The organism is Streptomyces flavofungini, assembly GCF_030388665.1.
Lineage (GTDB): Bacteria > Actinomycetota > Actinomycetes > Streptomycetales > Streptomycetaceae > Streptomyces > Streptomyces flavofungini_A.
In genome coordinates, this window is the sequence record NZ_CP128846.1 from 5,879,876 (window position 1) to 5,892,285 (window position 12,410).

The window sequence follows — 12,410 nt, forward strand, 5'->3', positions numbered from 1 at the left end:
TGATCGCGACGAGTGGCCAGATGGCCAGGATGTGCAAGGATCTGGCCGTGGCGGCATCAGGGACCACGGAACCCCGTACGGCGGCGCGAGCAGGGCGTCGCACCGTCGCCGTCCTCGTCCGGGACGGCGTCCTGCCCATGGAACTCGGCCTGGTCCACCAGCTGTTCGGCAGCGCGCGCGACGCTGCGGGCGCCCCCCTCTACACGCCCCTGACCTGCGCCCTGCGCCCCGGCATGGTCGACACGGACGCCGACTTCCCCATCCGCGCGCCGCACGGCCCCGAGGCCCTGGCGGGCGCGGACACGGTGATCGTGCCCGCCTCGCACCGCGAGGACGAGTCGCTGCGCCCCGGGGAGCTGCCGGGCCGCCTGGCCGATGCCCTGGCCCTGGCCTCCTCCGCTCGCCGCGTCGCGTCGATCTGCACGGGCGCGTTCGTCCTGGCCGCCGCGGGCCTCCTGGACGGCCGCAGGGCGACGACGCACTGGCTGTCGACGGACCTCTTCGCGCGCGCGTTCCCCGCCGTCACGGTCGACCCGGATGTCCTGTACGTGGACGAGGGCGCCGTGCTGACGTCGGCGGGGGAGGCGGCCGGGGTGGACCTGTGCCTGCACCTGATCCGGCAGGACCACGGGGCGGCGGTGGCGGCGGCCGTGGCGCGCCGCACAGTGGTGCCGCCACACCGGGAGGGGGGCCAGGCCCAGTACATCCAACGCCCGGTCACGGAGCCCGAATCGACGTCGACGGGCGCGGCGCGGGCCTGGGCCCTGACCCGTCTCGCCGAGCCCCTGTCCCTCGCCGAACTGGCCGCCCGTGCCTCGATGAGCGTCCGCACCTTCAGCCGCCGCTTCCGCGACGAGACGGGCCTCACCCCGGTCCAGTGGCTCACCCAGCGCCGCGTGGACCACGCCCGCCAACTCCTGGAGGAGACCGACCACACGGTCGACCGCATCGCGGCGGAGTGCGGCTTCGGGACGGGGGCGTCGCTGCGGGCGCACTTCCAGGCGGGGGTGGGGGTGTCGCCGGGGGCTTATCGGGCGACGTTCAGGGGGCGGAAGTAGGGGCGGGGGGGCAGGTGGGGCCCGTGGGCCGGGGCCGGCGCACGGCTGCGGCTCGTGGGCCGGGGCCCGGCTGCGGCCCTGGACCGAGGGCGGGGCATGGCATGCGGCCCGAGGTCGGGCGGACAGTTGAGTACCCGTACTCAGGCGCCCCCGCCCCCGCGGGCGCGATCGTCGTACACATGAACGCACTGAGCCCCCTCAGCGGCCGCCCCGCCGCCGAACGCCTGGCGACGCGCCTGCTCGGCGCGGGCCTGGCGGCCGCCGCGTACCTCCTCTTCCTGCCCTGGGACCTGCGCAACCGCGCCGAGACGCCCGGCGCGATCAACGAGACCTCGCCGGTGTCGGACGCGGACATCGCGTTCCTGGTGGCGACGGTCCTCGCCCTGGCGGCCTACTTCGGCCTCCGCGACCGCCTGCGCTGGACTCTCCCCGTGGTCGCCGCCCCACCCGCCGCCCTCCTCTTCACGTCCTTCGCCACGCACGAGCCCCCGGACGCGTCGATCTGGCCGGTGGCGTGGGCGGTCTTCGTGATGGCCGGGTGCGCGGTGGTGCTCGCGGTGGCGGGGTTCGCGCGGCAGTTCAGGGCGGAGCCGGCGTCTGCGCGGGGTGCGCGGGGCGCGCGGGGCGCGCGGGGCTGGTCGCGGTCGGCGTAGGCCCGCGTGGGGTGGCCGTCGGGTGGGCGTGCGGGCGGGTGCGCGCCGCACCCGCCGCCGGACTCATCCGCGGCGGTCGACGACCACCCAGGACGCGAGCGCCACGCTCCCCGCGACCCCGAAGACGGCAGGCCAGGCGCCGACCTTCTTCGCCAGCGGATGCGACCCGGCGAACCCGGCGACGTACGCGGCGCTGAGCGCGGCGGCAGCCTTCCCGCCGGCCTGCCGCCGCCACTGCTGCGCGGCGGCGGCCCCGGCCACGGCGAGGACGGCTCCGCCGAGAGGACGCTTCTTGGTGAACCGGGCTACGGCGTACCCGCCGACGAGGCCGGTGGCGGCCACTGCTGCCGCTGGAATCTTCGCCATGAGTTGGTTCGCCTCTCGGTGATGCGCCCTCGATGCTCCTTGGCCCGAGGTTAAGGCAGGGGGCGTGATGCGCCAGGCACCGGGATCAGAGCTTTGGCTCCACCGGTTACGGCTGTGTGGTTCTCCCCTGGATGAGGGCGCCGACCGCGGCCCCTCGTGGCTCACCCTCGACGGGCAGCCGTGGCCAGCGCAGACCTGTGGAACATGACGAAGTCCCGGACTCACGGCCTGTCGAGCTGATGAACGTGTCGCTTCAGCCCGTGAGCCCTGTGAACGGCCACCCGGAACAGAGCTTCTGGCGTACGTTGTTCGACACACGTACCTACGGAGGAGTTCGATGCCCGCGGCAACCCCTTTCAGTTCTTTAGAAGTTTGTGCGGGAGCCGGCGGCCTCGCGCTCGGCCTGGAGTCGGCAGGGTTCTCCCCCGTGGCGTTGGTGGATACCGACGAAACGGCTTTGACGACACTGTTCGGGAATCGTCCCTCGTGGTCTCTGATCGAGGAGGACTTGAGGAGTTTCGATCCACAGGACCACCCGGAAGCCTTCGACGTGGACCTGCTCTCGGCGGGAACCCCGAGAGTGAAGTCGATCGCGACGATCAATCGGCCGGGTGATCAGGCCGAGCGGGAGCTGGTGACTGCCGCCCTCTATCTCGTGGGCACGGTCAAGCCGCGCGCTGTTCTCTTCGAGAACGTGCCCGGTCTCGTTGACGGCGATGAATTCGGCGACGTGCGGGCAGAGATTGAGGCAGAGCTCACCCATCACGGATACCGCCTCTTCAAGAGCGTGCTGAATGCGATGGATTTCGGAGTTGCGCAGGATCGCAAACACGGGTTCTTCGTCGCCTTGAGGGAATCGGATGCCGCCGGCTTCAGATGGCCGACGCCGCTCCCCGGACCTGCACCCGTGGTCGGTGATGTATTGCATGCGTCCATGGCCGCTGCGGGCTGGCCCCACGCGGACGCCTGGGCCGCCCACGCGCGCCGCGTCGCGCCCACCCTCGTAGGCGGATCCGACCGGCGGGGCGGACCGGACCTCGGGCCCGAGCGGGCGAAGGCGATCTGGGAGCGCATGGGTATCAACGGCGGAACCGTTGCGGACGACGTACCCGGACCGTCGGACGGCTGGGCTTTGGGTGGTGAGCGCCGCGGGCTGCCCGCGCTCACTGTGGCGCAGGCGGCCCTGCTCCAGGGCTTTCCTCCCACCTGGCAGATCGCAGGCCGGAAGACCCGGAAGTACAGGCAGGTCGGACAGGCTGTGCCGCCGCCTCTTGCATCGGCGCTCGGCCGACAGATCGCCGCTGCGCTCACTGGCTCCTCAGGTGACTCGTCGCCTGCACCGTGAGCCGTCTAGGATCTCGGCATGAACGCTGCCCCCCACATCACTCCTGTCAACATCGTTGACCTGTTCGCGGGCTGCGGCGGCCTTACGCAGGGGTTCCACGAGTTCCGGCCGGGGGCAGTCGAGCATCCAGTCTTCCGTACGGTTGCCGCGGTCGAGCACGATGTCGCTGCGGCCTCGACCTACGCCTTGAACTTTGCTGACGAAGCAGGAGGGTCAGGGCACATTCACGCCGGTGATATTGAGGACTGGGAGCCGGACGCACACGCGGGGCAGGCTGAGGTGATTCTCGGCGGTCCCCCCTGCCAGGGCTTTTCCGGATTGGGCAAGGAAGACAAGAACGACCCGCGGAACAAGCTCTGGCGAGAGTATGCACGAGTAGTGAACGCAATCAAGCCGAAGATGTTCATCGTTGAGAACGTCGATCGGTTTCTGCGTTCGCCCGAGTTCGCACTCCTGCATGCCGCCACGGAGAAGCCGGACGGGATGTTGCGGGACTACGAGCTGGTTCAGCAATCGGTTCTGAACTCTGCTGACTTCGGTGTTCCGCAAGCCCGGCGGCGCGTTATCGTTGTCGCCGTTCGGCGAGATCTCAAGCACTTGCAGAATCTTGAGTACCCCCGGCAGACCCACGCCAAGAACGGTGGCGACTTCCTCCCCGGCGCGGGTCAGGAGAAGTGGATGGCTGTGGGGCCGGCTGTCTTCTCCCGTACGCCGGACGAGACACGCACGACCGAGCTTCCCGAGAGGGAGTGTGCACCCCTGGGAGTCACGCTGCCCGGCGTGTTCGCGACCACTGATCTGCACTTCGGCCGTAACCCCACGGAGCTTTCCCGGCAGCGGTACAGGGCGATCCCTGAGGGCGGCAACCGGCACGACCTCCCTCCGGAGCTCTCGACCGCCAAATGGATTGCTCACAAGAATGGTTCGCACGATGTCATGGGGCGCATGTACTGGGATCGCCCATCCGTGACCATCAGGACCGAATTCTACAAGCCGGAGAAAGGGCGCTACCTGCACCCGCGTGCGCATCGTCCCATCACTCACTATGAAGCGGCCCTGATCCAGGGGTTCCCCGCTGACTTCAAGTGGAGTGGGAGCAAGATTCAGATCGGCAGGCAGATCGGCAACGCGGTACCTGTCGGTCTGTCCCGGGCGCTGGCCGGGATGGTGTACGGCGCACTCAGGGACTGACGGCTTTCCCCTCGTCTTCGTCGTCTTTTGCTCGTTTGCCGCGTACCGGCGCAGTCTCGAAGAGGCTGCGGAAGCAGTCGGTCAAGCGTTCCACCGAACGATGGGGCACACTTCCGTCCACCGGGCCTTGCGGCAACTGATCCCGGCTGTAGGTCGGATCCGTTGCGACGGCTCTGATCCAGTCCTGCAAAGCTTCGTAGTCCCTCGGTTCGTCCGGGCCGATGGCCTCGTACACCAGGGTGCCTGCTGCCGCGTTGGCTGCGATCACCAAGCCGTTCACATCGCGACCTGTTCTGATGAGATTCCTCTCCAGAAGTTCGACGATGGCTTGAGCGGTTGGCCGATGATTGATCAAATCTAGGCGAATCGCAGTATTGAGAATATCTTGGTTCGAGCAGGCCTTGGCTACGGGCCTGTAGTCTTCGCCATCGCGGAACAGTTCGGCCGCCCACCACAGTCGGGAAAAGCACTGAACGTCCCAACGTCCACTGAATCGAGCCGCCTGGCCGACTGTAATTCGACCTCCTCTTTCCCTTCCCCAGCGCCACCTAACAAAGTCCGGTGCCAGGCACAGGGCGATGAAGTTCCACAGTCCGGAGTCCGTCGCCTCTGCGCGAGTGAGTCGGAGCGTGTAATGAAGTCGCGGGGCCAGCCAGGAGTCCGAGGTCGCAGGCCGCGCCCCATCAAAGCGTTCCATCGTGTCTTCGAGGAGGTGCCGAAATTCTGAGGCATCCCAACGGGGAGTGTCGTCAATGGGGCTGTCGGCGTTCTTCATCAGAAGGGTTTGGGGCAGCGAAGCACCGTCATTCACCACGCTTGGTGTCAACACTTTGGTCGCCACGGAGTCGGAGATTCGCCCCAATATTTCGGGAAGCTCAGGCTTCCTTGCTGAGGTCACACGATCTCCTTCTTGTTCGCCATCCTTCGCAAGTCACGCAGGACAGTTGAAATCTTCCTGGGCTTCCGTGACTGCACACCTGAAGCGTGAATCAGCCTACGCTGCAGATCGCTGCCGTTCTCGCCTTCCCTGCGCGCCTCGATCAGTTCAGCCAAAGCCTGGTCGGGGGGGAGGTTCGGGTACAGGTCCGGGAGCATCCTGCGCAGGACGTCCTCGTGCCAACCTCCGGGCCATTGGGCTTCAGTGCCTTCCATCTGACATGCGTACACAGAGGCGTTGAAGAGCGCGCTCCATGCTTCCGCCGCCACTTGGGAGGAGAGAATCTCCCGCACGAGCTTCTGCTCGGTCCCGGTGGCCTGTTCCAGTACTCCCCTCAAGCCGTCCACCGCGGAGTTGAGGTAGAGGATGGGTTCCCCGGCCTCGGTGTCGAGAAGCCATGGGTCGTCCCGGTACTCCTTGAGGTGGTCGTGCTCCGTGAAGTCGATCCAGCGCATTCGCAGCGATCGTTCCGGCGTCGGTCGTTTCGCCTCGAAGTTGATGTCCCAGGGTTGTTGCGACTCCCCGATCAGGCGACCCTCGATCCCATCCACCGTTGCCACGATGCGTGCGTCGAGCCGGCTTCGTCCGATGTGTTCCTCACGGCGGAGTTCCGCTACTCCGATCCACCTCCCCGGTCCGTCGGGTGAGAGGGAGAAGGCGTGGTAGACATTGCCTTTGCGATTCTTCACCACGACGATGCAGGACAGGTCATGCCACGGCCCCGTGGCGAGTTCGTCCTTCTCGGCCGTCACTGAGACCCTGAGACGGAGTTCGGACCAGCGCTCATTGGTCTCCTTCAGGTCATGGAGGGCCACGACCTGGTCCTGGTCGTTGATCCTGTCCATGATCCCGATCGCTCGGTTGTCGATGAAGACTTGGTGAACCTGCAGACGGACGTCTCCGCTGAGAACTCTGTAAGGGAAAGCCGTCTTCACCCCTGCTCCTCCTTGGCCCGCCGTATCTCGACCATCACCTGGGCCATGTTCGCCGACACCGGGTGACTGGCGACGGCTGTGATGCCCCGGAACCTTCCGCGGGTCGCGCCCTCACGGAAGACCAGGTTGCCGCGAGGGGTCAATGAGCAACTGTCCACGGGAATCACCTCACTCCAATCAACGCTGACCGGGCCCGTCGAGCGTGCAACGAATCTTGGCACGGGCGTCAGTACCCAGGGCTCATCCTGTTTGGGCAGCTGCACCGTCACCTCGACGTCCCATGCGCCGGCGCCGTCCACCTCACCGGAGATGGCCTTGACCGTCGGAAAGCCCTGAGCGCGACCCTCCTTGGGGGGATCCAACCGCAGCAGCTCACGAAGCACCGCCGGCCCTTCGTCCTGGTCCGTCTGTTCCTCCGCGCCACGGAGCAATTCCCGGACCTTCTGTTCCGCAGCCCTCTTGAAGTCCACGATCCTCTGCCGGGCCCCCCGCTCGTACGTCGCAGTGAGGTCCTCCGTGCCCACCCAGTCGTTGTGGTCCGGCGGCTCGGCGGTACGCAGCATCTGCTCTGCCGCTTCCGCGTCAGGCGTACTCTTCATCGTCGCCGAGCCGGCCAACAGCACTGCCTGGAAGGGGCGGTGGCCCAGCGGAAGGTCACCGACACGCTTGCTCCTCACGACCATTCGCGTCGCACGCATGAAGGCGATCTGATCGGGTCCTGCATCCTCGTCACCGGCCGGAGTAAGGAGGAGTACGGCCTCGTGCACCCCGGGATCGCCGGTGGCCGGATCGTTCTTCCGGCGACGCAGCTCAAGCGGCACGGAAGCCTCCAACACCTGAGTACGGTCAGTCAGTTCGGTGACCGTCTCGCCGTCGAGAAAGGCTTGGACCGCCCTGGACCGGGCGGGTTCGTGCTTGTGCGGGTCGATGAAATTCTCGGGCCGCACGGCTATGCCATTGCGGAACGCGGACACCGCGACCCGCAGCTTTGCTCCCTCACGTCTGCCGCCCACCATGGAAGCCCAGAAGTTGCGGGACAGGCTCTGTACCAGCCGGTCGTGCAACTCCTCGATGTCTTCGGACTCGCCCGAGCCGTCGTAGGCACCGACCACGAGGAACGACGTGCCGGGAGAGGAATCGACCCTCTCGAGATGCAGACGCTCGGCCATCTCCTTGGTGCCCCACCAGGAGCGGGCGGTGTTCTGCCGTTCGTGGTCCGGCACGCCGAACCAGCCGGGCCCCGCGTACTCCTTGCCGTCCAGAGAGTGCCAGGGAAGCTCCAGACGTCCCGCCATGCGACGCTCGCTGCGTCCGCCTTCGGGCTCCGAGAGCGTGCTGTTCACCAGGACCAGCCCGAACCGACTGGCCGCCCACAACGCCGCTTTGCCCAGCCCGTACGAGCCGCCCTGGGTGCCCGCCTTTCCGCTGTCCAGCGTGCGCCTGACCACGCGTGAGAAGCGGCCGTCGGCGTACTCCGGACCGGTAAGGCCCGTCGCGTTGTGGTCGTCGACCCTGAGCAGGACGAGCCGCTGCGTCCTCTCCAACTCCTGGAGACCGTCCCGGAGGACGCGGCCGACCTTCTGCTGGGCATCCGCTGCTGACGAGATGTGCTTCTCGATCGAGGCCCACCCCAGGGCGTCCATGAAATCCTGTAGGTGATGCCCAGTCAGCTCATGCAGCACGTAGCGTGCGACGACCGGGGCCTCTCCGGGCAGTTGCTCGTCCAATGAGTTCTGCGTGGCTTCTCTTGCGAGGACATCGAGGCTCGCCGAGAACGCGAAGTTGGCGGCGTTGCCCCCCTCGCGACCGCCGTCGTCCGGTGCCAACCGGAAGATCCACTCCAACTCGTTCGGTGCGGAGGCGGGGATGCGCCGGCTCACCGCGTCCTCGATCTCGACACCGAGTGCTGTGGCGATTGCCGCGATCTTCTCGTAACGGGGAACGGACCGGCCGTTGACCCATCCGTTGACGGCCGCCCCCGTGACGCCTGTCAGTTCGGCAAGTTGCTTCTGCGTCATGCCCCTGGACGCCAACAGCCTGGCCAGCCAGGTCCCGAACTCCTCGGTCACATCCGTTCCCTTTCGCGCTCGATCAGTTAATCGATCATGCTCAGATAAAGTTTCCTAAATCCGAGTGGGGTGAAAGTGGACATATCGACCACTTCGGTTGTCCTTCTCGGTCAATCCCTGCCTTCATCATAGGGTGCCCACTCTTTCGAGTGACGGAGTCGCACAGGATGTCGTAGGGTAACTGCTCCAAGTGGGAGCGGAGTTGTCCGGGCTCGGCGGCCGCTCGACGTAAGCCTCTGCAGGGGCAAAACGGACTATCTGTCACTAATCATCGCTTTTCTCTGTGTCCTAGAGAGGACTTCCTACGTGTCCAGCGAGCGCATCGAGTACGTCTTCGAGGTCCCCAAGGAGAGTTCCGTCTCGGTACAGGTGCTCCACAGTCCGGACGGGCACCTCGTCAGGATCGAGCCGCAGGGGGTGGAAGGGGGGTACCTCTTCGGCCGCCACGATGTCGATCAGCCTTCGGGTGGCGGGGAGGGGGGTGTGGTGCCGGAGGGGGGTGCTCCTTCGCGGGAGGGTGTCGAAGCCGAAGGTGATTGACTGTCAAGTGCCTTTGAGGCGCTGTGAGGAACGAGCTGAAGGGGGCGCGTGTCGCCCGCCGCCTCGCGCCGGTCGGCTTCGACGGTGGCAAGAGCCCCTCAGGGCGCATTGATCGATTTGATCAGAACCGCTCGGCCGCGGTGGCTGTGCGTCGCAGCGGGTGCGGCGGAGTGGACGGCTGCCACGTCCCTGCTCGGGGCTGGAGCTGCAGAGTGGCCGAGCGTGTCGATGCGGGCCGCCACTTGTGTGGCTGGCGTGTCGGCGCACGTCAGCCACGCCTGAGTCGGCGTCACCTGGCCGCATTGGCGCCTTGGTTCCATGCTGGGGGGCAGTGGCAGCGGTGACTTGATGTCTTCGGCCGTGAACTTGCGGGCGGGATTCTGTCCGGCTGTGGCTACGGATGAGAAACTCTGTCGTGTCGCGCGCGGACGACCGCTGCGGCGACGTCCTCCGGTCGCTCGTGTTCCCAGAAGCGCAGCACAATCCAGCCTTCCGCCTCCAGATGTCGTGACGTGTCACGGTCACGAGTCATGTTCTTGTCGAGCTTGGTGCGCCACCATTCGGCGTTCGCCTTGGGGTTCGTGGCGTGGTCAGGACAGCCGTGCCAGAAGCAGCCGTCCATGAACACCGCGATCTTGGCCTTGCCGAAGGCGATGTCGATCGTGCGCCGAGGTATTCCGGGCACCGGCACGTTGACCCGGTAACGGAGCCCGGCTGCGTGCAGGAGGCGCCGGACGGCGATCTCGGGGGCTGTGTCGCGAGAGCCCTGAAGGCTCATGCGCGCCGAGACAGAGGGCGAGGACGGGGCTGCGTCGGGCACGGGAGCATTGTGCCGGCGGCGCGGCTTGGGGTGGGGGCGGTCGTGCCGGACGATGGAGTCACCCGCCCCCGTGACACTCCCCATAAGCCCTCCCCGACCCACACCAACACCCAGCCCCCGCCTCCGGCGGCCACCCTGCCGCCCGCCCCCGCGCAGCCAGCGTCGTCGCGTACTGCGGGAGCAGGGACGGGTCGTCCGCGGAGGCGCCCTCCGAGGCGGCGAAGGCCTCGTACGACGGGACCGTCCCGGTCACGATGCCCAGGTTGGCGGTGCCCGAGGCGGAGAGTTCGCGGAGGGAGGACTCTATGGTCGACAAGTGGGCCTCGTGGGACGGGTATTCCGTGGCGAGGGTCGGGTACGCCGTGAGGAGTTCGGTGAGTTCCGTGGCCGGCCAGTGCAGGACCGCCACCGGGAAGGGGCGGGACAGGGCCTCGCGGTAGGAGCCCAACTCCGACTGGAGGCGGGTGATTTCGGCTCGCAGGTCCTCGGGGTTCTCCGAGCCGAGGGCCCAGACCCGCTTCGGGTCGTGGAGCTCGTCCAGCGGCACCGGCGCCCGGCCCGACGCCGCCGCGCGCGAGCGGTGCACCCGGTCCGCCAGGCCGTCCCACGCGTCGTGCTCCGCGCCGAGCAGGCGGCGTACCCGGTGGCGGCCGAAGAGGAGGGGGTGGGTCGGGTAGGGGGGCTCGGCGGGGGCGGCCGTGTCCGGGGCCGCGGGCAGCAGACGCGTCAGTGCCTGCGTGAACGTCTCGTGCGCCTGGTCCAGCTCGTCGTGCGCCTCCAGCGCCTCCGCCACGATCACCCACGGCGCCGCGTCCGCCGGCGCCGTGCCGCGGACGCCGTCGATGATGGCCCTCGCCTCCGCCTCGTGGCCGTACTCCCAGAGGTTCGCCGCCTTCAGCGCGCGGATCAGGGTCGGGTTCTCCGGCGGGTGCGCCGCCGACGGCGAGAGCAGGTTGTCGTAGAGCGTCGTCGCGCGGTCGCGGGCGTCGGCCAGCTCCAGGTGGGCCGCGGCCTGCAGCAGCAGGTGTTCCGCGTCCTCCGGGTAGAGGCCCGCGGTGCGCTCCAGGCGCTCCGCTTCGGCGATGTGGTCGACGTGGTCGGCAGGCGTGTCGGGGCGCATGGGTGACACCGTACTGCCGTTCCCGGGGTGGGGTGTATGGGGTGCGGCGCGGTGGCGACATCGCGGGTCCGGTCGCGCGTGGGTCTGGTCTGTTGGCGGCGCTGCCCCTATCTTGCGGCTGCCCGGTCAGGAGGGAGGTGCGCCCGTGGTGCGTCCGGCCAGGACCCGCGTGCCGGTGGTGCGTCCGGCCAGGACCCGCGTGCTGGTGGTGCGTCCGGCCAGGACCCGCGTGTCCGTGGTCGTCCACGGGCAGGGCTCCGCCCGCCGCCACCCCCTCGCCCGCCTCCTCTGGTACGCCGCCGAAGCCACCCTCACCCTCGGCCTCGTCCTGCTCCTCCTCGTCGTCCACCAGCTCTGGTGGACCAACCGCCAGGCCCGCGCCGCCGCCGAGAGCAAAGTCGATTCCCTGGAGCGGGGGTGGGGAGCGGGGGTGGGGCAAGGGGAAGGGCAAGGGGGAGGGGAGGGCGGTGGTCCAGGGGGGTCCCGCGAGCTCGGGGGCGGTGGCGTCGGCGATCGCGGGGATCAGGGCGCACCCGGCGGTGACCCCGGCGCGCCCCCGGCCAGGAACGGCCCCGCCCGAGGCGCCCCCGCCGGACCCGCCCCCGACCGCGCCTACGCCGTCCTCCGCATCCCCCGCCTGGGCCTCCGCGTCCCCGTCGCCGCGGGCGTCAGCAAGGGCGGTGTGCTCAACAAGGGCTACGTCGGCCACTACCCCCGCACCGCCCAGCCGGGCCGCCCCGGGAACTTCGCGCTCGCCGGGCACCGGAACACCCACGGCGAGCCCTTCCGGCACCTCGACCGGCTGCGCCCCGGTGACCGGATGACCGTCGGGACGCGGGACGCCGTCTTCACGTACACCGTCGACAAGACCCTCGACCGGACGAGCCCGCGCGACGGCGGGGTCATCGCGCCCGTGCCGCGCAGCGCGGTCCGGCCGGGGCAGGGGTACGACCGGGCCGGGTACTACGTCACGCTCACCACCTGCACCCCGGTGTACACCTCCAAGTACCGGCTCGTGGTGTGGGGGAAGCTGACGGCCGTGCGACCCCGCTGAGCGGCCGACGGACCCCGGGCCGGCGCCCCGCCCGGCCGCCCCCGCCCGGGCCGGGCGGCCCGATTAAGCTGCTGCCCCGTGATCAAGCGCCGCCCCCACCTCCTGTGGCTCCTCGTGCCCTTCGTGCTGTACGTGGGGGCGTTGCCCTTCGTCAATCGCGTACGGCCCCTCGTGCTCGGCCTGCCGTTCCTGTTCGCGTGGCTGCTCGCGGCCACCCTCGTCACGCCGGTCGCCGTCTGGCTCGCCTACCGCGGGGACAAGAACATGCGGCGGAGGGCCTCGTGAACGGGGACGCCGCCACCGCCACCGCCATCTTCGGCGC

13 protein-coding genes are annotated in these 12,410 nt (G+C 68.6%); 7 read left to right on the plus strand and 6 right to left on the minus strand.

The genetic code is table 11. The annotated features are described in order from the left end of the window. Positions 1–20: 20 nt before the first annotated feature. Together QUY26_RS24930 and QUY26_RS24935 are read left to right on the plus strand one after the other, a co-directional pair. Positions 21–1,058 (plus strand): GlxA family transcriptional regulator, encoded by a 1,038-nt coding sequence (locus tag QUY26_RS24930; RefSeq protein ID WP_436840398.1) that lies wholly within the window; start codon positions 21–23, stop codon positions 1,056–1,058. 179 nt (positions 1,059–1,237) lie between these two features. Continuing rightward, positions 1,238–1,711: a hypothetical protein gene (locus QUY26_RS24935; RefSeq protein ID WP_289950375.1), complete on the plus strand. Its 474-nt coding sequence runs from the start codon at positions 1,238–1,240 to the stop codon at positions 1,709–1,711. A gap of 63 nt (positions 1,712–1,774) precedes the next feature. Here QUY26_RS24935 and QUY26_RS24940 read toward each other — a convergent pair whose 3' ends face one another. Next, on the minus strand, positions 1,775–2,077 hold the full coding sequence (locus QUY26_RS24940) for a hypothetical protein (protein ID WP_289950377.1): 303 nt from the start codon (positions 2,075–2,077) through the stop codon (positions 1,775–1,777). A 337-nt stretch (positions 2,078–2,414) separates the two neighbouring features. Between QUY26_RS24940 and QUY26_RS24945 the strand changes: the two genes are divergently transcribed. Both QUY26_RS24945 and QUY26_RS24950 read left to right on the plus strand, forming a co-directional pair. After that, on the plus strand, positions 2,415–3,422 hold the full coding sequence (locus QUY26_RS24945; protein WP_289950379.1) for a DNA cytosine methyltransferase: 1,008 nt from the start codon (positions 2,415–2,417) through the stop codon (positions 3,420–3,422). An 18-nt stretch (positions 3,423–3,440) separates the two neighbouring features. Next, the gene (locus tag QUY26_RS24950; protein WP_289950380.1) at positions 3,441–4,613 is read left to right on the plus strand and encodes a DNA cytosine methyltransferase; all 1,173 of its coding nucleotides are present in this window, start codon (positions 3,441–3,443) and stop codon (positions 4,611–4,613) included. Here QUY26_RS24950 and QUY26_RS24955 read toward each other — a convergent pair. The 3 genes from QUY26_RS24955 to QUY26_RS24965 are packed head-to-tail and all read right to left on the minus strand — an operon-like array spanning position 4,603 to position 8,554. Continuing rightward, entirely contained in the window at positions 4,603–5,511 is a 909-nt protein-coding gene (locus tag QUY26_RS24955; RefSeq protein WP_289950382.1) for a DUF6339 family protein, read from the minus strand. The genes QUY26_RS24950 and QUY26_RS24955 overlap by 11 nt on opposite strands. Continuing rightward, positions 5,508–6,485: a hypothetical protein gene (locus QUY26_RS24960; protein WP_289950385.1), complete on the minus strand. Its 978-nt coding sequence runs from the start codon at positions 6,483–6,485 to the stop codon at positions 5,508–5,510. The genes QUY26_RS24955 and QUY26_RS24960 overlap by 4 nt, the downstream gene beginning before the upstream one ends. Then, positions 6,482–8,554: a helix-turn-helix transcriptional regulator gene (locus QUY26_RS24965; protein WP_289950387.1), complete on the minus strand. Its 2,073-nt coding sequence runs from the start codon at positions 8,552–8,554 to the stop codon at positions 6,482–6,484. The genes QUY26_RS24960 and QUY26_RS24965 overlap by 4 nt, the downstream gene beginning before the upstream one ends. A 306-nt stretch (positions 8,555–8,860) precedes the next feature. Between QUY26_RS24965 and QUY26_RS24970 the strand changes: the two genes are divergently transcribed. Then, positions 8,861–9,094, plus strand: coding sequence for a hypothetical protein (locus QUY26_RS24970; protein ID WP_289950390.1), 234 nt, complete (start codon positions 8,861–8,863; stop codon positions 9,092–9,094). A 394-nt stretch (positions 9,095–9,488) separates the two neighbouring features. Here QUY26_RS24970 and QUY26_RS24975 read toward each other — a convergent pair whose 3' ends face one another. Both QUY26_RS24975 and QUY26_RS24980 read right to left on the minus strand, forming a co-directional pair. Further along, on the minus strand, positions 9,489–9,872 hold the full coding sequence (locus tag QUY26_RS24975) for a very short patch repair endonuclease (protein ID WP_354670765.1): 384 nt from the start codon (positions 9,870–9,872) through the stop codon (positions 9,489–9,491). A 100-nt stretch (positions 9,873–9,972) separates the two neighbouring features. Then, entirely contained in the window at positions 9,973–11,034 is a 1,062-nt protein-coding gene (locus QUY26_RS24980; RefSeq protein ID WP_289950394.1) for an SEC-C domain-containing protein, read from the minus strand. Between the two features lie 235 nt (positions 11,035–11,269). On the opposite strand from QUY26_RS24980, the gene QUY26_RS24985 reads away from it, so the two are divergent. Next, on the plus strand, positions 11,270–12,088 hold the full coding sequence (locus tag QUY26_RS24985; RefSeq protein ID WP_289955997.1) for a class E sortase: 819 nt from the start codon (positions 11,270–11,272) through the stop codon (positions 12,086–12,088). Positions 12,089–12,166: 78 nt separating this feature from the next. After that, positions 12,167–12,373, plus strand: a complete 207-nt coding sequence (locus QUY26_RS24990) for a DUF3311 domain-containing protein (protein ID WP_289950395.1) — start codon at positions 12,167–12,169, stop codon at positions 12,371–12,373. Positions 12,374–12,410: the final 37 nt, after the last annotated feature.

Coding starts and splice junctions, on each gene's coding strand:
- QUY26_RS24930 (WP_436840398.1), top strand. CDS start 21: ATGGCCAGGATGTGCAAGGATCTGGCCGTGGCGGCATCAGGGACCACG.
- QUY26_RS24935 (WP_289950375.1), top strand. CDS start 1,238: ATGAACGCACTGAGCCCCCTCAGCGGCCGCCCCGCCGCCGAACGCCTG.
- QUY26_RS24940 (WP_289950377.1), bottom strand. CDS start 2,077: ATGGCGAAGATTCCAGCGGCAGCAGTGGCCGCCACCGGCCTCGTCGGC.
- QUY26_RS24945 (WP_289950379.1), top strand. CDS start 2,415: ATGCCCGCGGCAACCCCTTTCAGTTCTTTAGAAGTTTGTGCGGGAGCC.
- QUY26_RS24950 (WP_289950380.1), top strand. CDS start 3,441: ATGAACGCTGCCCCCCACATCACTCCTGTCAACATCGTTGACCTGTTC.
- QUY26_RS24975 (WP_354670765.1), bottom strand. CDS start 9,872: ATGAGCCTTCAGGGCTCTCGCGACACAGCCCCCGAGATCGCCGTCCGG.
- QUY26_RS24980 (WP_289950394.1), bottom strand. CDS start 11,034: ATGCGCCCCGACACGCCTGCCGACCACGTCGACCACATCGCCGAAGCG.